Source organism: Actinoplanes lutulentus, from assembly GCF_003259845.1.
GTDB classification, from domain to species: domain Bacteria; phylum Actinomycetota; class Actinomycetes; order Mycobacteriales; family Micromonosporaceae; genus Actinoplanes; species Actinoplanes lutulentus.
Map to the genome: position 1 here is coordinate 21,756 of NZ_QLMJ01000009.1, position 22,311 is coordinate 44,066.

The following is a 22,311-nucleotide window of genomic DNA, read 5'->3' on the forward strand; positions in this document are numbered from 1 at the left end:
CCAGACGTGCGTAGCGCCGATCATTTCGATGTGACCCGGAGCAACGGCCGACGCAGCGTCGTGATGACGGCATCGCTGGCTCTGGTGTTGCTCGCCCTCGGTGGGTACGTCATCCAGGGCATCGTGCACACCACGCGCGCGACCGATCAGCAGCGTGAGGCGCTGGTGGTGGACATGCTGTTCACCGAGGCGCGGATCGCCGTCGCGATGCAGGAGGTCAATCTCCGGCACTATCAGGTCGAGCCGTCGGTCGCCGTCCAGCAGCGTTTCGCGCAGATCGCCGACACCACCAGCGAGGTGCTCTCCTCGGTCGCCGCCAAGGATGACGCCCGGACGCGCGCGGACGCCGAGCGGTTGCTGCGCGCCCAGGCCCGGTACCGGGAGCTGGCCGAGCAGCTGATCACCATGGTCGCCGACAGCGATCCGGGCTTCGCCCAGCTCGATCGGCTCGAGGTCACCCCCGCGTTCTACTCGCTCCAGAACGACGTCGACGAGGTGTCACGGGCCTCTCATGAGTACGCGCAGGAGCAGGTGAGCGCGTTACGGCGTACCCAAGTGCAGTTGCTTGTCGGTACTTTGATCGGTTTCGGACTGGGCCTGGCGATGGTCGCGATGATCATGAGGTTGATCGTCGGACATCAGCGCCGCCTGGTCGATCAGGCGGTCGAGAGCCAGCACCGGGCCATGCACGATCCGTTGACCGGCCTGCCGAACCGCGAGCTGTTCTATCGCGAGCTGACCCACGCGCTGGCCGGCAAGAACAGCGTCGCCATCCTGGTCATCGACCTCGACGGCTTCAAGGCGGTCAACGACACGCTCGGCCACCAGGCCGGTGACCTGCTGCTGATCGAAGCCGGACGGCGGCTGACCGGTGGCGTCGGCGGCCGTGGGGTGGTGGCGCGGCTGGGCGGTGACGAGTTCGCCGTGCTGCTGACCCGGGCGAACGGCCTGACCGCGGTCCGGGCCCTCGCCGAGCAGCTGGTCGCCGGGCTGCGGCGCGACTTCGTCCTGGACGGCCTGACCGCGGCGATCAGCGGTAGCCTCGGCATCGCGCTCGGCGAGCCGGGCGACGCCGGTGACGAGCTGTTCCGGCACGCTGACGCGGCCATGTACCGGGCCAAGAACAGCGGTGGCGGCGTCGCCGTCTACCAGCCCAGCATCGACACCGGTGAACCCGACCGGATGTCGCTCTTCGCCGACCTGCGCGGCCTGCTGGACGCCGGCGACCCGGACGGTCAGCTGCGACTGCATTACCAGCCCCAGGTACGCCTCTCCGACGCCGAAGTCGTCGCGGTCGAGGCACTCGTGCGGTGGGAACACCCGGACCGCGGTCTGCTGATGCCGGCCGCGTTCCTGCCGTCCGCCGAGCGCGGGGGACTGGAGATCCCGCTCACCCATCACCTGATCGCGGTGGCCGTCCGGCAGGCCTCGTCCTGGATGGCCGCCGGCCGCCGCTGGCGGGTGTCGGTGAACGTCTCGCCCGGCGCGCTGAACGACGACGCGTTCGCCGACCGCGTCCTCGCCGCCATCGCGGCGGCCGGCCTGCCCGCTGAGCTGCTGCGCCTGGAACTGACCGAGACCAGCATCATGACCGACCCCGGCCGCGCCGTCCAGGCGCTGCGCGAGGTCAGCGCGCACGGCGTCAGCGTCTCGGTGGACGACTTCGGCACCGGGTTCAGCTCGCTGGTCCAGCTGCGCGACGTCCCGGCCGACGAACTCAAGATCGACCGCACTTTCGTACGGGATCTGCGCGACGGCACGCCCGACGCGGTGATGGTGCGCAGCTCGATCGACCTCGGGCACAACCTCGGCCTGGAGGTCGTGGCCGAAGGCGTGGAGGACGTGGAGACGCTGGCCCGGCTGCGCGAGATGTCCTGCGATTTCGCCCAGGGTTATGCGCTGAGCCGACCGGTGCCGGCCGCGGACCTGCCGGCGGCGTGCGAGCAGGCGCGGGCGGTGGCCGCCGAGGTGATCCCGGACCGGCCGCTGTTGCCCAACTTCCAGGGTTGAGCTCCGAAAGTTTCGGAATCCGGCGGTTGTTTCGTTTCAGCTGGGCGTGGGCTTTGGGCGTACCCTTGCTGGGTCTTGGGTGTTTCGGTATTTCCGCAATGTTTCCGGAAGTTGTTGACAGCGATGGTTCCGGCAGGCCACGATCCGCACTGACGGACTTCAATGGCCGTCATCCCCGGAGGGCTGTTCCCCGACAGCCCTTGTTTGAGGAGGAAGCCCTCAGATGACCGCAGATCTCGCACGCCCGAAAACCCCCAGAAGGGGCCGCGTCCGCCTGCTCGCGGGCGCGGCCTGTGCCGTGGCGATGGCCGTCTCCGCAGTCGCGGTGGCCGGCGTCGCGCACGCCGAAGCCGACCGGACCGTCAGCTCGAACACGACCGGAACCCACAACGGGTACTACTTCTCGTTCTGGAAGGACAGCGGCGACGCGAGCATGACGCTGCTCGCCGACGGCCGGTACACCAGCAGGTGGAGCAACAGCACCAACAACTGGGTCGGCGGCAAGGGCTGGGCCACCGGCACCCGCCGGACGATCAGTTACTCGGGCAGCTACAACCCCAACGGCAACAGCTATCTGGCGCTGTACGGATGGACGCGCAGCCCGCTCATCGAGTACTACGTGGTGGAGAACTTCGGCACCTACAACCCGAGCAGCGGCGCCACCCGGATGGGCTCGGTCACCACCGACGGCAGCACGTACGACATCTACCGCAGTCAGCGGGTCAACCAGCCGTCGATCGACGGCATCCAGACGTTCTATCAGTTCTGGAGTGTGCGTCAGCAGAAGCGCAGCTCCGGCACGATCACCACGGCCAACCACTTCGACGCGTGGGCGCGGGCCGGGCTGAACCTCGGCACGAACCACAGCTACCAGGTGATGGCGACCGAGGGATATCAGAGCAGCGGCAGCTCGGACATCACCGTCCGGGAGGGCGGCGGCACGACACCCACCACCCCGACCAGCCCGCCGCCGACCGGCAGCAACTGCACGGCGACGCTGACGGCCGGGCAGCAGTGGAGTGACCGGTTCAACCTCAACGTCGCGGTCAGCGGCACCAGCAACTGGACCGTCACGCTGAACCTCAACGGCGGCCAGAGCCTGCAGAACAGCTGGAACGCCGCGGTCACCGGCACGACCGGGGCGATCACCGCCAGGCCGAACGGCAACGGCAACAACTTCGGCGTGACGATCATGTCGAACGGCAACTGGACCTGGCCGACGGTGACCTGCCGAGCGAGCTGATCGGCTGGTCTTGGCCTCAAGTTCGGTGCGGCCCGGCCGATGAGGTCCTGGTGGGAACCCGGGGCACGGCTGAGGTGACCGGGACTGCCGTCACACCGTGGCGGCTGACCCGAACCCTCGCCGTGGCCTCGGGCGCACTGGTGATCGCGGCGATCTGGTTCTCGATCGGTCTCACCCGCCGGACCCCGGACGTGATCGGCTGGCTGCCGCCGGTGGTCTCGGTCGCGGTGTCGGTGCGCACCGCGTGGCAGGCCGGGCGGGACGGCCGGACCTTCTGGCGGTACGTGGCCATCGGTGTCCTGATGATCGGCCTGGCCTCGGCCGGTGCCGCGTACGACTACTTCAGCGGTGACCAGCAGGGCCAGCACATCAGCGGCCCGACCGCCGCGATGTACGTCGCCGGGCTGCTGGTCATGCTGGCCGGACTGCTCAGGATTCCCGGCGCCGGGCGTACCCGGATCGAGTGGACCCGGTTCGGCCTGGACATCGCCACGGTCATCGTCACCGTGCTGACCTTCGGCTGGCATCTGTTCTACCGGCAGTGGCAGGGCTGGGCCGGCGACACGGCCGCCGGGATGATCACGGTGTTCATCGTGGTGGCGGCCGGTCTCGTCTGCGTGTCCGCGTTCGTGAAGGTGGCCTTCACCGGCACCGGGCCGATCGACCGGCGAGCTCTGCACCTGCTCGCGCTGACCGGGGCGGTCGGCGCCGGCGGCGGGGCGCTGACCCCGCTGCTCGCCTCCCGGCCCTACCTGAACAACACCCACATCCTGCTGCCGGCGGTCTGTCTGGTGCTCTGCCTGGCCGCCGACCGTCAGCTGCGGGCGAGCCGGGCGGGCCGGCCGCTGCCGCGTCCGTTGCCACGGCGGCTCAGTGTGATGCCGTACGCCGCGGTGCTGCTGACCGCCGGCCTGCTGCTGATCTCCGCGGCCGGGCGCACCTCCGATCTGATGGTGGTCGCCGTCGGCGCGGTCACCGTGACGCTGCTGGTCGCCGGCCGGCAGATGGTCGCGCTGCGCGACAACGTCCGGCTGCTCGACGACCTGGACGCCCGCCAGCGGGAACTGGCACATCGGGCGACCCACGACGTGCTCACCGACCTGCCGAACCGGGCGGTTCTGCTCCGCGAGGTCGCCGCCGCCCTGACCGACGACCTGTCCACGGTCAGCGTGGCCCTGATCGACCTGGACGACTTCAAAGCGATCAACGACGACCTCGGCCATGCCGTCGGTGACGCCCTGCTCATCGCGGTCGCCGAGCGGATCGTGGCGCAGACCCCGCACGACGGCATGGTGGCCCGGCTCGGCGGCGACGAGTACGCGCTGCTGCTGCGCGGCGGCGACACCACCACACCGGCCGCCATCGCCGCTCACCTGCGCCTGCCGTTGCACGCCGCCGACCACGAACTCGTCGTCGAAGCAAGCATCGGCGTGGCCCGCGCCCGGGCCGGCGACACCGCCGACGAGCTGCTGCGCCGGGCCGACGTCGCGATGTACGAGGCGAAGAGCCAGGGCAAGGGCCGGCAGGTGGTCTACAGCGCCGAGATGGACCAGCGGTCCGCCGAACAGGCCCGGCTCGCCGCCGATCTGCGTACCGCGCTGGACACCGGCCAGCTGCAGCTGCATTACCAGCCGATCGTGGCGCTGCCCGGCGGCGAGCTGCACGGGGTGGAGGCGCTGATCCGCTGGACCCATCCGGAACGTGGCCCGATCGGGCCGGGGCTGTTCATCCCGGCCGCCGAGCGCACCGGGCTGATCGTGCCGCTGGGCGCCTGGATCCTGGAGGAGGCGTGCCGGCAGGCGGCCCGCTGGGCGTACGAGCTCGGCGGCGCCGCGCCGCGCACGGTCAGCGTGAACGTGTCCGCCCGCCAGCTGCGGGAGGCCGGTTTCGCCGGTGAGGTGGCGGCGGTGCTGCGCCGGACCGGGCTGGCGCCGCACATGCTGACCGTCGAGGTCACCGAGACGGCGGTCTTCGACGGCGGCACCGCACTCACCGAGCTGCATGCGATCGCCGCGCTCGGCGTCAGCATCGCGCTCGACGACTTCGGCACCGGCCACTCGTCGCTGGGGCTGCTGCGCACCTGCCCGGCCGACATCCTGAAGGTCGACAAGTCGTTCATCGACGACATCACCGAGGGCGGCCAGCAGGCGGTGGTGGCCGCGGCACTGATCCGCATCTGCGCCGGCATGAACCTGCGGGCGGTGGCCGAGGGCGTGGAGACCGCCGAGCAGGCCGCGGAGCTCTACCGGCTCGGTTACCGGTTCGCTCAGGGTTACCACTTCGCCCGCCCGTTGCCGGCCGAGGCGATCGCCGCATATCGCCCGATGGGGGCAGCGCCGGGCCTTGCCGCCTGATCATGCCGCGTGGCGCGCGGTTCAGATCAGCCCCCTTGGGTACGGTAATAGCATGATCTCGGACTCGGCGCGCCTGGTGCTGCGCTGGTCCGTCTCCTTTGTGCTCACACTGCTGACCGGCACTGCCCGGCACAGTGGACACCCGGTCGTCGTCGCCGAACCCGTTGTCACGGTTCCGGCCTTCGATGCTCCCCGGTGGCTGCGGAACCGGCTCGTCCCGGCCGCTGACGCCTCTCGTGCTCCGCCCGCACTCCACGCCTGACTCGTTCTCGTCCGCGTGGATCCTGCTCTTGGGGAGTTTTGCCGTCATGAATGTTCTGATCACCCCGGTCACCATCTGGGCCGTACTGATGCTGTTGTCGCTGCCGGCGCTGCTGATGCTCGCCAGCACGCGGGCGATCGTCGACCCGCGGCAGACGGCCCTGGACACCTTCGGATTCCTGCGCCGCCGCCACGAGGAGCGGGAACGTCGGCAGAACGAAGCCGTCACCGCCGAGCGGTACGCCGGCGAGGTGGCCGTGGCCGCCGACCGTGCCACAGTGGCCGCGCAGCGCTGGCACGAGAGCTGGCAGCAGGCCGAGGAGAACGCCAGCCTGGCATGGCAGCGGTGGCAGGACGCCGAGCAGCAGGTGGCCCGGGCCCGCGCGGCCGCCGCGTTCCGTCCGGCGTGGAGCCTGCGCACCCCGTCCGAGTACGCCGAGCGCGAGCGTTTCCTGCTCCGGACCGTGGACACCGCGGTGGCCCGTGGTGACCTGCCCGGCGACGCGCTCACCACGATCGCCTTCGACGCCCGGCTGCACCCGGTGGAGCAGGAGTTCGCCATCACCCGGGCCGTGGCCGCGTACCGGCAGCAGGTGTGCCGTGACGCCCAGGCCGCGGAGAAGACCGCGTGGCACGACGCCGAGCTGGCACTGGCGACCCGGGACAGCCTGCGCTTCGAGGCCGGCGAGGCGCTCGCGCAGGCCGCCGTCCTGACCCGGTACCTGCCGCGCCGCGACAGCCAGGTGGCGCCGGTCCGCGAACGCCGCTGGGTGCAGCAGCCGGCCTGAGGCTCGGGCGCGGCTAGTGTTCAGGCGTGACTGAACTGGATGAAGAGGCGATCGCGTTTGCTCACCGGATGTTCGACCTGGCCCGCACCGGTGGCACCGAGGAACTCATCGGCAACGTCATCGCGGGGCTGCCGGTCAACCTCACCAACGACAAGGGCGACACGCTGCTGATTCTGGCGGCGTACCACAATCACCTCGACACGGTGACCGCCCTGCTGGAGCAGGGCGCCGATCCGAATCGCGTCAACGACCGGGGCCAGTCCGCACTCTCCGCGGCGGTCTTCCGGCAGAACGCCGGCGAGGTGAGGGTGCTGCGCGAGGCCGGCGCCGACCCGGACGGTGGAATGCCCTCGGCCGTGGCCACGGCGGAATTCTTCAAACTGCCGGAGATGGCCGCGCTGCTGCGCTGATGGTGGCCCGCAGTGGCCGGAACGCGCGAAAGGGCGCCCCCGCAAAGCGGGGCGCCCTTTTCAGCATCGCCTAGAAGCTGGTCATGACCAGCGGCTCGTTAGAACCATACTTTTCGACCACCGACCGGGCGGCCGACAGCACCGAGGATCCACAGCACAGCACCGATCACCAGGAGGACGATGCCGATCGTGTAAAGGATCGACACCTTCAGGAAGATGCCCAGCAGCAGCAGGATGAGTCCAAGAACCAGCATGACTTTGCTCCGTTTCGTCCGGGGGTTTCCCCGCCGGGCAGTTGGTACCCAGCCCATCGAAAAACCAATCCCTTTAAATAAATGGGTTGGCTGACATCTGCCACGGACGGGTGTCAGCGCGCTGTCAGAGCCGTGTCGGCGCCGGCGGTCATTGTCAGTGAGTCACCGCGAAACACCGATCGCACGGGCCCGCAGGCGTACGGCAACCCGGGTTCCATCGCGGTCACCGTGCGGGTTGCGGCCGGCTCCAGGGTGGAGGGCAAGGCAGCCGCCGCCGACTTCCGGGGCACCGGACGCCTCGGCGACGTCGTCTTCGAGACCGCGCAGGGCCCGATCGACCTCGACGCGGCGGCGAGCGCCCGGCTGAGCGTGGCCGCCGGCGACGTCACGGTCGGCCGGCTCACCGGCGCTGCGGAGATCAGCACGGCCAAGGGTGACATCCGGATCACCGAGGCGGTGCGGGGTGCGGTGGTTCTGCGTACCCAGGCCGGGACGATCTCGGTTGGCGCGGCGCCGGGCGTCTCAGCGGTGCTGAACGCCGGCACCGCGTACGGCCGGGTCGACAACCGGCTCAAGAACGACGGATCCGCCGGGCTGGACATCCACGCGACCACCCAGCACGGCGACATCGTCGCCCACAGCCTCTGACGGCCGTCAAGGCCGCGATGGGCTGACAGCTACTTTTGTGCGGCCTTTTCGGCGCGGTATGTCCGGAACAGTACCGCGCCGATCCCGCCCACGATGATCACGATCCCGGCGATGAGCAGGGCGAACAGCCCGTTCCCGTGCTTCTCCCGGAGGGTGAGGGCGGCACTGACCAGGAAGTAGGCACCGAAGAGCAGCCCGGCAACCGGCAGGGCCCAGCCGGTGTTGAACGGTTTCCGCTGTTTTTCTTCTGGCTGGGCGTTGTCGTCTGTCGAGGTCACAGGTGCAGTATCGGCCATCGGGTCCGGCGGTCGAGGAATGCCCCCATGATCGTGATCAGGGCTTGCGGGCCACCGCTCCGTACGCGTCCAGCCACTCGGCCTCGTCGTCCGGACGCCAGTTGGTGATCTGCACGAGGCCCGGCTCGACCAGCTCCAGGCCGTCGAACAGGCTGCCGATCTCGTCCGGGCTGCGCAGGATGTACGGCACGCCGCCGTTCTGGGCCAGCCGCTCGGCGCCCTCGACAACGGCCGGCGTGGTGTCGGTGCCGTCCCACAGCACCAGATAACTGCCGGACGGCGCCGCGTCCATGATCCGATTCACGATGGAGGCCGCGACCTTGAGATCCGGCTCGTAACCCAGCACGCCCATGAACATCACGCCGATGGGCTGGGAGAAGTCGAGCTCCTGCCGCGCGGTGGCCAGGATCCGGTCCGGGTCGTGGTAATCGGCGTCGACGTGAACGGTCCGGCCGCCCTGGGTCGTCTCGGCCATCAGCGCCCGGGCGTGCACCAGCACGAGCGGGTCGTTGTCCACGTAGACCACGCGGGACTCGGGCGCGACGGCCTGCGCGACCTCGTGGGTGTTCTGCATGGTCGGCAACCCGGTGCCGATGTCGAGGAACTGCCGGATGCCGGCCTCGGCGGCCAGGTGGTGAACGACCCGGATGAGGAACCGGCGCGACTGCTTCGCCATCAGGACGATCTCGGGATAGACCTGCGCGACCGCGTCACCGGCGGCCCGGTCGGCCGCGAAGTTGTCCTTACCTCCCATCCAGTAGTTCCAGATGCGCGCCGCGTGCGGCACATCCGGCTGAAGCTGGGCCGAAGTCTGATCATCCGTGGACGCCATGCGGACGTTCTACGCCGCGCGCCCGACAATCGCAAGTGGACAGTGCCGATTATCTTTCCGGCAGTTCGCGCAGCAGTTCCTCGGCGCGGCGGGTGAACAGGTGCGCGCCGCGCCCGGCGGACAGCGCCCGGGCGCGCTCGGCGGCGGCCCGCACGACGCCCGCGGGCGCACCACCGGCCCGTAGCAACCGGGCACGCAGCAGGAGCAGGAACCCTTCCGCGTAACGCTCGCCGTACGCCTCGACGACCTGATCGGCCCGGTCGAGCGCGGTGGCCGCGGCGTCCACCCGGTCCGCGGCCAGCCACATCTCGGCGATCAGGCCGTACCAGGTGGCGAGGCCGGTGAGCGGCGGGTCCAGCAGCTTCGCGGTGAGCACGGCCTCGGCCTCGGCGGCGGCGCCGGCCGGATCCTGGCCGGTCACCGCGAGCGCCCAGCAGCGGTTCATGCGCAGATGGGCGCCGAAGAAGGCGAAGGAGAAACCGGGGTCCTCGGCGATGCCCCGGCCGGCGGTACGCAACGCCCAGGCGGGGTCGCCGGCCAGCGCCGCGATCGTCGAGGCGAACGCGGCCCAGAGCGTGATCGCGTACGGGTCGTCGCCGGCCGCTTCGAGGGTGTCGAGCACCGGCCGTGCCGCGTTGAGGTCGCCGTGCAGCGCGGAGATCTCCGCGTGCATCCCGGCCGCGATCAGATGCAGGTCACGCCGCAGCGGGTACGCGCTGTCCCCGTCGATGTCCTCCAGCAGGGTCCGGTCCGAGCGACTCTGATATTCGACGGCCTCACCGATCTCACCGATCGCCCACTGGTAGATGGCCCAGGAATGCAGGCCGTACGCGCGCAGCATCGGGTCCGCCGACGCCTCGCTCTGCTTGAGGAACTGACCGGCCAGCCGGTCGGCGCGGTCGAGCCGCAGCCCCTGGCAGTCCGCGGCCAGCCGGGAGATCAGGAAGTTGACCGCCTCCTGGTCACGACCGAGTTCCCGGGCGACGTGCTCAGCGCGTTCCAGCAGCTCGGTCGTCGAACCGGCGTACCCCGATCCCATCCCGACCACGACGGTGAGCTGCGACAACGCGGACAATTCCAGCTCGGCCAGGCCCGCCGTCCGGGCCAGCTGAGCCGCCGACCGCAGGTGCTGCCCGGCCGCGTCGAGAGCGGACTTGGCCGCGGCCCGGCGACCGGCACAGATCAACGCGTCCGCGGTGCGCGCGGGTTCGGCCAGCGGACCGGCGGCCCAGAGATGGTGGGCGACCCGCTCGGCGACCGATTCGACCTTGGTGTCGCCGGCTTCCAGCGCGTCCGCGAGGCGCAGATGCAGCTGGACCTTGCGGTGCGGCGACGTGGTCGTGTCGACCGCCTCGCGGACCAGGTCGTGGGCGAAACGCCGCGCGTACGGGTTGTCGCGGACATCGACGAGCAGGCCCAGCTGCTCGATCGGCTCGAGGCGGTCGAGGCAGGCCGGCACGTCGATGCCGGCGACCTGGGCCAGCAGCCGGAGGTCGACGTCGCGGCCGATGAGGGCGGCGACCTGGAGCAGGTCCCGGGCGTCGTCGTCGAGGTGGGAGACGCGGTCGCGGACGACGTCGCGGACGGTGGACGGCACGGCGGCGATGGTGCCGCCGGCGGCGAGCAGCCGGGCCAGCTCCTGGACGAAGAACGGGTTGCCGGCGGTCCGCGCGTGGATGTTGCGGGCGACGCCCTCGCCCGGATCGTGGCCGATCTCGCGGCGAACCAGCTCGGCCACCTCGGCCGGTTCCAGCGGACCCAGCTGGATCCGGCGGTTCCCGGACATCCGGCTGATCGCGGCGAGCAGCCGGGCCAGGTTCTGCGCCGGCGCGCGGTCACGGAGCACACCGACGGTCACCGTACCGCTCGGGAGCCGGGCCGCGAGGTGAGCGAAGAGCGCGAGCGAGGCGAGGTCGGCCCACTGGAGGTCGTCGATGACCAGCACCACCGGCCGTGCTGTGGCAAGCCGCCCGATCAGGGCGACCACCCGTTCGAAGAGACGGAACTGGCTTCCGGGGTCCGGTGCCGCCGGCTCGGTGAGCGAGCCCATCTCGACGAGGGAGCCCAGCTCACTGGTCAGCCACTCGCCACGGCTCTCCGCCGGCAGCGCGTCGAGGATCATGCCGACCGCGCGCATCCACGGCCACATCGAGGGCGCGCCGCCGTCCTCCAGACACTGCCCCCACACGACGTGCGCGCCCCGCCGGCCGGCCTCACCGGCCGCCTCCTCGACCAGCCGCGTCTTGCCCGCACCGGGTTCGCCCTCCACCAGGACCAGCCCGGTTCCCCCGGCCAGTGCGGAATCCATCGCCTGCCGCAGCACCGCGAGCTCCTCGGTGCGACCGACCAGCCCCAGCGCCGGCACCGCGATCTCACGAGCGGCGAGCAGAGCGGGGCCGGGCTCGATGCCCAGCTCGTCGACCAGCCGAGCGTTCACCCGCTCCAAGACAAAATCAGCTTCTTGGGTACGCCCAACGGCGTTCAGCACCGACACCAGCGCCGCCTGGACGGGTTCGTGCAGCGGCGCCATCGACGCGGCCAGGCGCAGCGGCCGCAGGACGCGGTCCGGCTGATCGAGCGCGATGGCGAGCCGTGCCGCAGTGGCGCAGGCGCCGAGGAGCTCGCCGTCGAGCGCGGCGAACACGGACGCCGCCGCCGGCGCGGGACCCCACTCCGCTCCGACCGGGCCGCGCCAGAGTTCCAGGGCTTCGACGCAGGAGTCGAGCGACGCCGGGGCCGTCGCGACGAGGTCCCGGAAATCGGCGAGGTCCAGCACACCGGGGCCGGCCACGAACACGTAGCTGTTGCCCCTGCGGTGCAGGAACGATCCGGTGGCCCGCGGCGGCAGATCCGGTTCCAGCAGCCGCCGGAGCGCGCCCACGTATTTCTGGACGAGGTTGAGCGCGCTGGCCGGGACGTCGTCCTCCCAGATCAGGTCGATCAGCTCGTCGGTGCCGACCGGCCGGCCGGCCCGCGCGGCCAGCAGAACGAGCAGCAGCGCCTGCTGGCGTGGACCGGTGTCCACTTCGGTGCCGTCGCGCCGGACGCGCAGGGGTCCGAGAATCTCGATGCGGGGCGGTGACACGGTGTCAGTATTCCCCGGCCAGCAACTTCTCGGCACGGCGTGCGTACAGATGGGCCTCGCCCGTGACCGAGACCGACCGCGCCCGTTCGGCGGCGGCCCGCACGACGGCGGCCGGCTCGCCGCGGGCCTGCGACAGCCGCGCGCGGATCAGCAGGATCAGGCCCTCGGGGTACCGCTGCCCGAACGTGTCGAGCGCCCACTCGGCCCGGTCCAGGGCCGCCGCGGCCAGGTCCAGCTGCCCGGCCGCCAGCCGCGCCTCAGCGAGCAGGCCGAACCAGGTGGCGACACACGAGCGCGGCGGGTCGAGCAGGTTCTTCAGGACCAGGCGCTCGGCCCGGTCCGCGGCCCCGGCCGGGTCCTGGCCGGTCATCGCCTGCGCCCAGTGCCGGGCCAGCCGCTGGTACGTGCCCATGAAGACGAACGTGAACTCGGGGTCCGCGGCGATTCCCCGCTCCGCCGCGCGCAGCGCCGCCGCCGGATCGCCGGCGTTCGCGGCGATCCGCGCGGCCATCGAGGCCCACACCGTGATCATGTACGGGTCGTCCCCGGCGGTGGCCTCCAGCGCGTCGAGCAGCATCTGAGCGGTGCCGAGGTCGCCGTGCTGGGCCGTCATCTCCGCGAAGATCCCGGCCGGGAGCATCTGCAGGTCGTGCCGCAGCGGGTCGTCCTCACGCCGCGTCGCGTACTCGGCGAGGGTCTGCCCGGCCTGTTCGAGGTACCGGACGCCCTGCCCGATGTTGCCGATGTCCCACTGGTGGATGCCCCAGGCGTTCAGGCCGTACGCCCGGATGGTGGGGTCGGGCGACGAGACCTGTTCGTACAGCTGCTGGGCCAGGGGTTCGGCACGGTCGAGTTCGATGGTCTGCGCGTACCCGGCCCAGCGGGAGAAGAGGAAGTCGGCGGCCTCGCGTTCCCGGCCCAGGCCACGGGCCAGGTGTTCGGCGCGTTCCAGCAGGTCGAGTGCCGCGGCGCCGCCGTACAACGACCGCATTCCGACCACCGCGGCGAGCTGTTTCAGTGCGGAGAGTTCCAGCTCCGCCAGGCCCGCCATCCGGGCGACCTGGGTGGCGGACCGGAGCTGACGTTCCGCGGCTTCCAGCGCGGATTTCGCCGCCGCGTTGCTCCCCGCGCGTACCAGAGCGACAGCGGTCCGGGCCGGCTCGGCGAGCGGGCCGGCGGCCAGCAGATGGTGGGCGAGGCGCTCGGGGTACGCGCCCGGCGCGGTGTGTTCGAGCGCGTCGGCGAGCCGCAGGTGCAGCCGGGGCGCCGACATCGACGGCGTGGCCGCGGCGACCGACTCGCGGACCAGGTCGTGGGCGAAGCGCAGCGAGAATGGATCGCCGGGCGCTGGACCGAGCAGGACCAGGGCCTCCGCCGGTTCCAGGCGGGCCAGGCAGGTCCGCGCGTCCAGGCCGGCGGCGTGGGCCAGCAGGCCCAGCTCGACGTTGCGGCCGACCAGCGCGGCGATCTGCAGCAGGGCGGTCGCGTCGTCGTCGAGCCCAGCCATCCGGTCGTGGACCACGTCACGCACCGTGGACGGCACCTCGGCCCTGGTCGCGGCGGCGGCGGTGATGACACCCTGGTCGGTCGCGAGCAACCGGGTCAGCTCACGGACGAAGAACGGATTGCCGGCGGTACGCGCGTGGATCCGGGCCGCGACACCGGCGGTGGGGTTGCGGCCGGTCTCGCGCCGGACCAGCTCGGCCACCTCGTCCGGCACCAGCGGGCCGAGCCGGATCCGGCGATGGCCCGGCAGCCGGCTCGCGGCGGCGAGGAACCGGGTCAGCTCCGATCCGGGCACGGGCGCGCGGTTGCGGAGCGCGCCGATCAGCACGGTACGCCGCGGCAGCCGGGCAGCCAGATGACTCAACAACAGCAGCGAGGAGCTGTCCGCCCACTGGAGGTCGTCGAAGACCAGCACGACCGGCTGCCGTGTCGCGACTTCGCCGACGACGGCCGTGGCCTCCTCGAAGAGGCGGAACTGCGCGCCGCTGTCGGGCATCAGAGGGCCGCCCTGCACCCCGTGACCGGGTCGGACGAGCCGGCCCAGCTCGCCGGCCAGCCGCTTCTCCCTGGCGGGTTGCGGCAGGCTGTCGATCAGCGCCTCGATGACCTGCACCCACGGCCACATCGACGGCGTCCCGGCGCCTTCCAGGCACCGGCCCCAGACGACAAGCGTGCCGTGCCGGTCGGCCGGCCTGGTCGTCTCCTCGAGGAGCCGGGTCTTGCCGACGCCGGGTTCGCCCTCGACGAGAACGAGCCCGATGCCACCGGCGAGAGTGGACCCCACGATCCGGGCCTCGTCGATCCGGCCGACCAGGCCGTCCCCGTGAGTCGCTCTAGGTGCTTTCGCCGCTGCGGACGCCGGTTCTTGCGCGGGGCGCAGCACCCGCTGGTGTGCTGCCCGCAACGCCGGTCCGGGCAGGACGCCGAGCTCGTCGGCGAGCCGCAGGCGAACCGCCTCGAACACCGACAACGCCTCGGCCTGCTGCCCGGACGCGGCCAGCGCGAGGATGAGGCTCGCCTGGACCGGTTCGTGCAACGGCGCCATCGAGGCGGCGAGCGTCAGCGGCGTGAGCACCCGGGCCGGCCGGCCCAGCTCCACGGCGATCCCGGTGGCCGCGACACACGCGTCGAAGAACTCGCCGTTCAGCCCGGCGAACGCCGCGTTGGGGGTCAGTCCGCTACCCGCCGGTCCGTGCCACAGGCCCAGCGCCTCCGCATAGGAGTCGAGGCTCCGCTCGCCGGTGGCCGCCCGGGCGCCGGCCACGAGCGTGCGGAAGGCGAGAAGGTCCAGCACGTCCGGGGCCGCGTCGAACAGGTAGCCGTTGCCGTGACGCTGCAGGTAGGAGCCGGACTCGCGGGCCGGCAGCGACGGTTCGAGCAGACGCCGCAGCTCACCGACGTACTTCTGGAGGATGTTCAGCGCGCTGGCCGGAACATCCTCGTCGGCCCAGACCAGGTCGATCAGCTCAGCCGTGCTGACCGGCTGTCCGGCCGACACGAGAAGGGCGGCGAGCAGATGTGCCTGCTGCCGGGGAAGAGGATGCGACTCGGCACCGTCGCGCCAGAGCCGCAGCGGGCCGAGAATCTGCAAGCGCATGGCCACGAGACGAAACCCTATCGGTGCTGGTGCTTATGCTCTAGCCTGCCAAGTCGTTTTACCGCAGCTGGAGGTGGGAGTGGGTGCCGGCGGATCGTTACGCCTGGACGTCCTCGGCCCGTTGCGGATCCAGCGCGACGGCGTCGAGCTGGATGCCGGGCCACCGCAGCAGGCCCTGCTCCTGACCGTCCTGCTGGCCCACGCGGGCAGTCCGATCAGCACCACTGACCTGGCCGACCTGATCTGGGCCGGCGACGACGCCCCGGCGAGCGCGCTGAACATCATCCAGAAGTACGTCGGCGCGCTGCGACGCCTCCTCGAACCCGAGCTCCCGGCACGCGAATCCGGCTCCTACCTGCGGCGGCGCGGAGACGGGTACGTTTTCGACGCGACCACCGCGATGCTGGACGTGCTCGAGTTCCGGGATCTTCTGGACAAGGCCCAGCAGGCCTCGGGCGTCGCGGCCCTCGACCTCGTCGTCCAGGCGCTGAGCCTGTGGCGAGGACCTTCTCTGGACGCACTGAACGCCGAGTTCGTCGGCGCCTGCCTGACCGCCGCTGACCTCGCCGTTCCGCTCGGCCGGGCGGAACGGGTGCTCGACGCGCTGCGGCTGGCGGCCTCGATCGCGCCACGGAACGCCGACGTGCGGGAACGGCTGCGGACCCTGGCCGTGCCGACGGTGAACGGCCTGGTCGGCCGGGCCGAGGAGATCGTCGTGCTCCGGCAGGCCGTGGAGTCGGCCGTCGCCGGCGCGACGGCGGTCGTGGTCGTCGAGGGCGAACCGGGCGCCGGCAAGACCCGGGTGCTGCAGGAGACCGCCATCGAGGCCGCGCGAAGCGGTGCGCTCGTGGTCTGGGGCCGCTGCCTCGAAGGCGACGGGACACCGTCGATGTGGCCGTGGGTGCAGGTGGTGGGCGCGCTGCTGGACAGCCTGCCGCCGGAAGCACGGCAGCGGGGACTCGACAGCGAGCTGGGCCGGCTCGTGGAGGCGCACCGCGACGTCCTGGCCGCGCCGATCCTGCCGGACAGCGGCGCCCAGTTCCGGCTCTTCGAACGGACCGTCGCCGTCGTCGCACAGGTCGCGGACCAGGTGCCGGTGGTGCTGATGATCGACGACATGCAATGGGCGGACGTGGCCTCGCTGCAGATGTTCGGCCACCTCACGGCGAGGCTGCCGGGCCGTACGGTGATCGTCGGCGCACTGCGTGACCGCGCGCCGGCGCCCGGCTCGGAGCTGGCCCGGATCCTGGCCGCGGTGAGCCGGATGCCGGGTCACCGCCGCATCCGGCTGGGTCCGCTCGGCCCGGCCGAGGTGGCCGAGCTGGTGCGCCGCGAGATCGGGCGGACGCCGGGCGATGCCGCCGTCCGCAGCATCCACGAACGCACGGCCGGCAACCCGTACTTCGTTCAGGAACTGTCCCGGCTGCTCGCCGCCGGCGGCGACATCGCGACCGTGCCGTCCACCGTCCGCGACGTCGTCCGGGATCGGGTCGCCGGCCTCGGCGACGGCACCAGGGAGCTGCTCCAGGTCGCCGCGCTGATCGGCCGGGACGTCGATCTTGCCCTGCTCGCCCGGGCCGCCGGGCTGGACGTGCAGACCTGCCTCGACCAGCTGGAGCCGATGGAGGCGCTCGGCCTGCTCGAACCCGTGCCGGACAACCCGTTCTTCGCCCGTTTCCCGCACGACCTGGTCCGGGAGTCGGTCGCTGACACGACGCCGTCGCGGCGGGCGGCCCGGCTGCACCTGCGGGTCGCGGACGCCCTGGAACAGCCGGAACGGGCGAGCGAACCGGTCGCCGAGCGGCTCGCCCACCATCTCTGGGCGGCCGGCCCGCTCGCCGAACCGGCGCGAACCGCGGGGGCGCTGGTCCGGGCGGGCCGCCGGGCCACCACCAAGTCCGCGTTCGAGGCCGCCGAATGGCAGCTGCACTCGGCCGCGAACGTGGCGCGCGCGGCCGGTCTCGCGGAGCTGGAGCTGTCCGCGTTGTCGGAGCTCACCGCCGTCGTCGGAATGCGTTCGGGCTATGTCGGCTCGGCGCTCGACCTGCTGGAACGCGCCGAGGAGGTGGCCCGCGCACTCGGCCGGGAGCGGGAGGCCGCCGACTTCCTCTTCTCCCGCTGGGCCGCGCACTCGCAGGGCATCCAGCTCGACCGGGCCGGCCGCCTGGCCCGCCGGCTGCGCATACAGGGCGAGGCGTCGGCCGACCCGGTCGTTCGCGCGTACGGCCTGCACTCGTGGGGGATCCACCAGTGGGACGTCGGGGACATCGGCGAGGCGTACCGGTACCTCAGCCAGTCCAACCGGACCGTGGTCGACGAGCTCACCAACCGGGAGGACGACCCGCTCCGGCACGACCTGCAACTGCTCTCACCGGTGATGCTGGCGCTGATGACGGCGCTGAGCGGCGACCTCGCCGGCGCGTGCGCGCTGCTCGACTCGATCGAGGCGGCCGCCGGCGACGACTCGTACGCCATCACGGTCTGGGCCGCGTTCGCGGTGACGGTCGCGGCGGTCTCCGGCGACCCGGCCCAGGCGATGCGCGCCGCGGCGCGGGGGATCGCCGCCGACCCCGATCTCACGTTCCTGTTCCTCGGCAGTTATCAGCGGCTGGCCCGGTGCTGGGCGCGGGCGGTGACCGGTGACGACCCGGCCGGCGCCGCGGCCGAGGCGGAGGGCATCATCGCCGCGGCGCTGCTCGACCCGCCGCGGTCGGGCGTGGCGACCTGGTACGGCCTGCTGGCCGAGATGTGGCTGTCCGCCGGGATGACGGCGGCGGCGGCTGCCGCGCTGGACCGCGCCGACTGGTTCCTCGAGACCTGCGGCCAGCGCTATCCGGAGGGCCTTCTGCTGCTGGTGCGAGCCCGGGTGATGCTGGCCTCCGGGCGACCCGTCGCGGACGTCCGACGGGTCGCCGAACAGGCCCGTGAGCTCTCCGCCGAGCGCGGCGCGCACCTGTTCACCCGCCGCGCCGAGGAGCTCCTGGCCACGCTGTAAGGCGTAAAGAATTCGTCCACAAGGCATTCACAGCGCGCTTCTACGCTTTCGATATTCGGGGTTCCGAAATGAAGACCCGAAATGAAAATAGGAGCAGAAAATGTACACTCGCCGTGAGAATTCCGATATCGAAACCGACCCGGTCCGGGCGCGTGCCATCCGGCAGCTGCACCTCAAACGCGGTCTTCAGATCCACGCCCTGATCTACGTGATGGCCAACATCATCCAGGTCGTTGTCTGGTTCGCGTACACATCGGAGCAGTTCTTCTGGCCGCTCTGGTCGATTCTCGGCTGGGGCATCGGCCTGGTTTTCCACATCTGGGCGGTGTATTCGGGGGCGAGCCTCGACGAGGATCGTATCGAGCGCGAGGTCAATCGCATCAATCGTGGCGGAGCAGGCAACTGAGCGTGTCGTTCCTTCTCGAATTCGTCCGTGATCCGATGACGGTCGCCGCGGTGGCGCCCAGCAGCCCGGCCCTGGCCGAGGTCGTCACCTCGACGGTTCCCCGTACGGGATCGCCGGTGGTCGTCGAACTCGGCCCGGGAACCGGCCCGTTCACCGCGGCCATTCAGGAACGTCTCGCCGGCCGGGGCCGGCACCTCGCCGTGGAGCTCAATCCGCGTTTCGCCGAGCAGCTCGCCACCCGCTATCCGGCGGTCGACGTGGTCACCGCGAACGCGGCCGGGCTGGGCGCGGTGCTGGCCGGTCGCGGGATCCAGCACACCGACGTAGTGGTCAGCGGACTGCCGTGGGCGGCCTTCGGCGAGGAGCAACAGGGCGACATGCTGTCCGGAGTGGCCGATGTGCTCGGTCCGCACGGCGTGTTCACCACCTTCGCGTACGTCCACGCCCGGTGGTCGCCGCCCGCCCGGCGGCTGCTGCGTTCCCTGCGGTCACGGTTCGACGAGGTGGTGATCAGCCGGACGGTCTGGGCCAACGTGCCGCCGGCCCTCGTCTACGTGTGCCGCCGCCCGATCCCACCGCACTGAAGTCCGTACTGAAGTCAGCAGTGAAGTGCCGGTTCAGTACGCGTCCACAGCTGCTCCGTGATACTTCAGTGCCTTCGCCGAAGGTTGACGTGTTCCGGCACGTCGATCGAGGGGGAAAGCATGAGCGACTCGGGAGCTCTGCGTTTCACGGTTCTGGGCCCGCTGCGGTTCTGGCGTGGCGACGTGGAGCTGGACGCCGGACCGCGGCAGCAGCGATGCCTGCTCATGCTCCTGCTGGCCGCGGCCGACCAGCCACTGGGCATGGGCGAACTGGCGGAGCTGATCTGGGAAGCGGACCCGCCGACGAGTGCCGTGAACATCATCCACAAGTACGTCGGTGCGTTGCGGCGGCTGTTCGAGCCCGGGCTCCGGTCGCGGGATCCCGGGTCGTACCTGTTGCGTCACGGCAGCGGTTACCTCCTGACGACCGGGTCGGCGACGGTCGACCTGCTGGTGTTCCGCCGGCGGCTGGCCGAGGCGAAGGCGTGTGCCGGGGCCGGCGCCTGGGAGCAGGCGCTCGGCCACTACACCGCCGCGCTGCGCCTGGTCCGCGGCCCGGCCGGCGGTGCCGTCGCCGACAGCGCCCGGGCAGCGGCCGTCTTCGCCGGTCTGGACGGCCAGTTCTTTGACGCGACCGTCGCCGCCACCGAGATCGCCGTCAAACGGGGGCAGCCGTCCGAGGTTCTGTCCGCGCTGCGGCTGGCGGCGACGATGGACCCGCTGCACGAGCCGGTGCACGCCGGCCTGGTGACCGCGCTTGCCGCTGCCGGGCAGCAGGCGGAGGCGCTGGACGCCTATCGGACGATCCGCGAGCGCCTCTCCGGCGAACTGGGCATCGACCCCGGCTCCGCGCTGCGGGAGGCCCAGCGGCGGGTGCTGATCCCCGCGCCGGCAGTTGCGCAGGCTGAGGCACCGCAGCCCGCGCAGCTCCCGCCGGACCTGGCGCTGTTCACCGGCCGCTCGGCCGAGCTCGCGATGCTCACCGGCCTCGTCGGCGGCCGCCGGCACAGCCCGCTGGTCGTGGCGATGGACGGCATGGGCGGCGTCGGCAAGTCGACGCTCGCGGTCCACTTCGCCCATCAGGTGTCGGCCGCGTTCCCGGACGGCCGGCTCCACCTCGACCTGCACGGCGACCGGGACGAACCGGAGACGGCGGGGGAGGCGTTGCGGTCCCTGCTGTACGCGCTCGGCGTGCACGCCGCCGACGTCCCGGACTCGGTGGACGCGCGCAAGGGGATGTACCGCAGCCTCACCGCGGCCAAGCGGATCCTGGTGCTCCTGGACAACGCCCGCGACCCGGCACAGGTACGCCCACTGCTCCCGAACTCCCCGGAGAGCACCGTGCTGGTCACCAGCCGGCGCCCGCTGCTCGGCCTGGCGGCGTTCGACGGAGCCCACCTGGTGCACGTGGACCTGCCCGGCCTTCCGGAGGCCCGGGAACTGCTGGACCGCCGGCTGGCCGCGCTGCCGAACCGCCCGGTCGGCGGCGCCGCCGACGAGATGATCGAGCTGTGCGGGCGGCTGCCGCTGGCCCTGGCGATCGTCGGCGCCCGGCTCGCCGTACGCCGGCACCTGTCGCCGGACATCGTCGCCGCCGAGCTGCGCGACGGCGCCCATCGGCTGGAGGCGCTGTCGGCCGGCGCGGGCGAGCACGACCCCCGTGCCAGCTTCGCCTGGTCGTACCGGCAGCTCAGCACCGGCGCGGCCCGGCTGTTCCGGTTCCTGTCGGTGGCCCTGCCCGCCGGGGTGCGGCTCACCGCCTGCGCGAGCCTGGCCGGTCAGGACGCCGCCCGGACCCGTCTGGAGCTGGCGGAACTGGTCGAGGCGGCGCTGGTGACCGAACACGACGACGGGCGGTTCACGTCGCATGTGCTCGTTCGTGCGTACGCTCAGGAGCTCTTTGAAACGACGGAGCCGGCGGCGGAACGCAGCGCGGCGCTCTGTCGCCTGCTGGAGTTCTATCTGCACAGCAGTTACCGCGCGCATGTGCTGGTGACGCCGTATCGGAACCCGCAGCCGGCACCGCCGATGCCGGGCGTCGTCGCGGACGAGCCGGCGAGTTACGACGAGGCGTTCGCCTGGTTCGACGCCCGCCGGACGGTGCTCAAGGAGGCGGTCCGGGTCGCCGCCGATCCGCGATCCGGGATCCGGCCGTGGCAGCTGGCCATCGCGATGCAGCAGTACCTGCACGGGTTCGGATATTTCCACGACTGGGAGGAGGTCACCCGCACCGCGCTGGACGCCGCGCGGCGCGACGGCGACGAGGCCGGTGAGGGGCACGCTCTGCGCAGCCTGGCGGGCGCGCGGTGTTACACGGGCAACTACGACGACGCGCTGGAGATGCTGACCGCCGCGCAGCGCATCTTCGAGCGCCGCGACATGTGCCTGGAGCAGGCGCTGGTGCACACCAACCTGCAATGGGTGCACCAGGAACTCGACCGGCACGACGAAGCCCTCGCGCACGGCGAGCGGGCGCTGGAGAGATACCGCGCTCTCGGCGACCGCCAGGCCGTCGCGAAAGGACTGACGTTCAACGGCCGCTCGCTGACCCGGCTCGGGCGGCTGGCGGAGTCGTCGCTGGCGCTGGACGAGGCGCTCGGCATCCACCGGCACTTCGACGAGCCGAGGATGCTCGTCCTGGAGGGCGCGACCCGCCGGGCGGTCGCCGCGAACCTCGCCGAATCGGGCCGGATGGACGACGCGGTGCGCGAACTGGACCGGGCGGCCGACGCCGCGCGGGAGCACCTGCCGGAGAAGGTCGACACGCTGTGCGAGCTGGCCGAGCTGCTGATCACCATGGGCGAGACAGAGCGGGGGAGGACGGTCGTCCACCGCATCCGGTCGGCCCTCGCCGAGTTCCAGGACGGCGGCCCGGAGAGCCTGCGCATCCGCTTCACCAGAATCGAGGAGCGCCTCGAGGGCGGATCTTGTCGCAGGGGAGGTCGCTCATCACCGTCGATGGCACTGTGGCGTCCCGATTCCCCCGTAACGCTTGCGTAACCGGGCGAGAGCGACCTGTCCCCTGCAACGAGACCAATGCTC

General features: G+C 71.6%; 16 protein-coding genes. 11 read left to right on the forward strand and 5 right to left on the reverse strand.

Annotation, left to right across the window (positions count from 1 at the left end):
* Window positions 1–30: 30 nt before the first annotated feature.
* From B0I29_RS20100 to B0I29_RS20125, 6 genes are all read left to right on the forward strand, one after another.
* The gene (locus B0I29_RS20100) at window positions 31–2,010 is read left to right on the forward strand and encodes a putative bifunctional diguanylate cyclase/phosphodiesterase (RefSeq protein ID WP_111650575.1); all 1,980 of its coding nucleotides are present in this window, start codon (window positions 31–33) and stop codon (window positions 2,008–2,010) included.
* 223 nt (window positions 2,011–2,233) lie between these two features.
* Window positions 2,234–3,253, forward strand: a complete 1,020-nt coding sequence (locus tag B0I29_RS20105) for a glycoside hydrolase family 11 protein (RefSeq protein WP_111650576.1) — start codon at window positions 2,234–2,236, stop codon at window positions 3,251–3,253.
* Window positions 3,254–3,303: 50 nt separating this feature from the next.
* Window positions 3,304–5,607 carry a putative bifunctional diguanylate cyclase/phosphodiesterase gene (locus B0I29_RS20110; RefSeq protein WP_111650577.1) on the forward strand — a complete coding sequence of 768 codons (2,304 nt, stop codon included), beginning with the start codon at window positions 3,304–3,306 and terminating at the stop codon, window positions 5,605–5,607.
* Between the two features lie 52 nt (window positions 5,608–5,659).
* Entirely contained in the window at window positions 5,660–5,869 is a 210-nt protein-coding gene (locus B0I29_RS20115) for a hypothetical protein (RefSeq protein WP_111650578.1), read from the forward strand.
* Window positions 5,870–5,915: 46 nt separating this feature from the next.
* The gene (locus tag B0I29_RS20120; RefSeq protein ID WP_111650579.1) at window positions 5,916–6,656 is read left to right on the forward strand and encodes a hypothetical protein; all 741 of its coding nucleotides are present in this window, start codon (window positions 5,916–5,918) and stop codon (window positions 6,654–6,656) included.
* A 68-nt stretch (window positions 6,657–6,724) separates the two neighbouring features.
* On the forward strand, window positions 6,725–7,066 hold the full coding sequence (locus tag B0I29_RS20125) for an ankyrin repeat domain-containing protein (protein ID WP_111650580.1): 342 nt from the start codon (window positions 6,725–6,727) through the stop codon (window positions 7,064–7,066).
* A 98-nt stretch (window positions 7,067–7,164) separates the two neighbouring features.
* Here the strand turns inward: B0I29_RS20125 and B0I29_RS45795 are convergent, their stop codons facing one another.
* Complete coding sequence (locus B0I29_RS45795; RefSeq protein ID WP_092549807.1) at window positions 7,165–7,320, reverse strand: hypothetical protein; 156 nt, start codon at window positions 7,318–7,320, stop codon at window positions 7,165–7,167.
* Window positions 7,321–7,452: 132 nt separating this feature from the next.
* On the opposite strand from B0I29_RS45795, the gene B0I29_RS20130 reads away from it, so the two are divergent.
* A complete protein-coding gene (locus B0I29_RS20130) occupies window positions 7,453–7,968 on the forward strand; it encodes a DUF4097 family beta strand repeat-containing protein (protein ID WP_245972636.1) in 516 nt (171 codons plus the stop codon).
* 29 nt (window positions 7,969–7,997) lie between these two features.
* On the opposite strand, the gene B0I29_RS20135 is transcribed toward B0I29_RS20130, so the two are convergent.
* From B0I29_RS20135 to B0I29_RS20150, 4 genes are read right to left on the reverse strand one after another with little or no spacing between them, the layout of a single operon-like run.
* Window positions 7,998–8,246 carry a hypothetical protein gene (locus B0I29_RS20135; RefSeq protein ID WP_111650581.1) on the reverse strand — a complete coding sequence of 83 codons (249 nt, stop codon included), beginning with the start codon at window positions 8,244–8,246 and terminating at the stop codon, window positions 7,998–8,000.
* 55 nt (window positions 8,247–8,301) lie between these two features.
* The gene (locus B0I29_RS20140; RefSeq protein WP_111650582.1) at window positions 8,302–9,096 is read right to left on the reverse strand and encodes an SAM-dependent methyltransferase; all 795 of its coding nucleotides are present in this window, start codon (window positions 9,094–9,096) and stop codon (window positions 8,302–8,304) included.
* Between the two features lie 49 nt (window positions 9,097–9,145).
* Window positions 9,146–12,181, reverse strand: coding sequence for an ATP-binding protein (locus B0I29_RS20145; RefSeq protein ID WP_220091375.1), 3,036 nt, complete (start codon window positions 12,179–12,181; stop codon window positions 9,146–9,148).
* A gap of 4 nt (window positions 12,182–12,185) precedes the next feature.
* Window positions 12,186–15,284, reverse strand: a complete 3,099-nt coding sequence (locus B0I29_RS20150) for an ATP-binding protein (RefSeq protein ID WP_111650583.1) — start codon at window positions 15,282–15,284, stop codon at window positions 12,186–12,188.
* Between the two features lie 79 nt (window positions 15,285–15,363).
* On the opposite strand from B0I29_RS20150, the gene B0I29_RS20155 reads away from it, so the two are divergent.
* From B0I29_RS20155 to B0I29_RS20170, 4 genes are all read left to right on the forward strand, one after another.
* Window positions 15,364–18,279, forward strand: a complete 2,916-nt coding sequence (locus B0I29_RS20155; RefSeq protein ID WP_245972637.1) for an ATP-binding protein — start codon at window positions 15,364–15,366, stop codon at window positions 18,277–18,279.
* Between the two features lie 100 nt (window positions 18,280–18,379).
* Window positions 18,380–18,685, forward strand: coding sequence for a 2TM domain-containing protein (locus tag B0I29_RS20160; RefSeq protein WP_111650585.1), 306 nt, complete (start codon window positions 18,380–18,382; stop codon window positions 18,683–18,685).
* Between the two features lie 2 nt (window positions 18,686–18,687).
* Window positions 18,688–19,269 carry a class I SAM-dependent methyltransferase gene (locus B0I29_RS20165; protein ID WP_220091376.1) on the forward strand — a complete coding sequence of 194 codons (582 nt, stop codon included), beginning with the start codon at window positions 18,688–18,690 and terminating at the stop codon, window positions 19,267–19,269.
* A 120-nt stretch (window positions 19,270–19,389) separates the two neighbouring features.
* Window positions 19,390–22,269, forward strand: a complete 2,880-nt coding sequence (locus B0I29_RS20170; RefSeq protein ID WP_111650586.1) for an AfsR/SARP family transcriptional regulator — start codon at window positions 19,390–19,392, stop codon at window positions 22,267–22,269.
* Window positions 22,270–22,311 lie beyond the last annotated feature (42 nt).

Bases quoted from the DNA above. Each gene is read 5' to 3' on its own strand.
- B0I29_RS45795 (WP_092549807.1), bottom strand. From the start codon at position 7,320: ATGCTGGTTCTTGGACTCATCCTGCTGCTGCTGGGCATCTTCCTGAAG.
- B0I29_RS20140 (WP_111650582.1), bottom strand. From the start codon at position 9,096: ATGGCGTCCACGGATGATCAGACTTCGGCCCAGCTTCAGCCGGATGTG.
- B0I29_RS20105 (WP_111650576.1), top strand. From the start codon at position 2,234: ATGACCGCAGATCTCGCACGCCCGAAAACCCCCAGAAGGGGCCGCGTC.
- B0I29_RS20170 (WP_111650586.1), top strand. From the start codon at position 19,390: ATGAGCGACTCGGGAGCTCTGCGTTTCACGGTTCTGGGCCCGCTGCGG.
- B0I29_RS20125 (WP_111650580.1), top strand. From the start codon at position 6,725: ATGTTCGACCTGGCCCGCACCGGTGGCACCGAGGAACTCATCGGCAAC.
- B0I29_RS20150 (WP_111650583.1), bottom strand. From the start codon at position 15,284: ATGCGCTTGCAGATTCTCGGCCCGCTGCGGCTCTGGCGCGACGGTGCC.
- B0I29_RS20120 (WP_111650579.1), top strand. From the start codon at position 5,916: ATGAATGTTCTGATCACCCCGGTCACCATCTGGGCCGTACTGATGCTG.
- B0I29_RS20115 (WP_111650578.1), top strand. From the start codon at position 5,660: ATGATCTCGGACTCGGCGCGCCTGGTGCTGCGCTGGTCCGTCTCCTTT.
- B0I29_RS20160 (WP_111650585.1), top strand. From the start codon at position 18,380: ATGTACACTCGCCGTGAGAATTCCGATATCGAAACCGACCCGGTCCGG.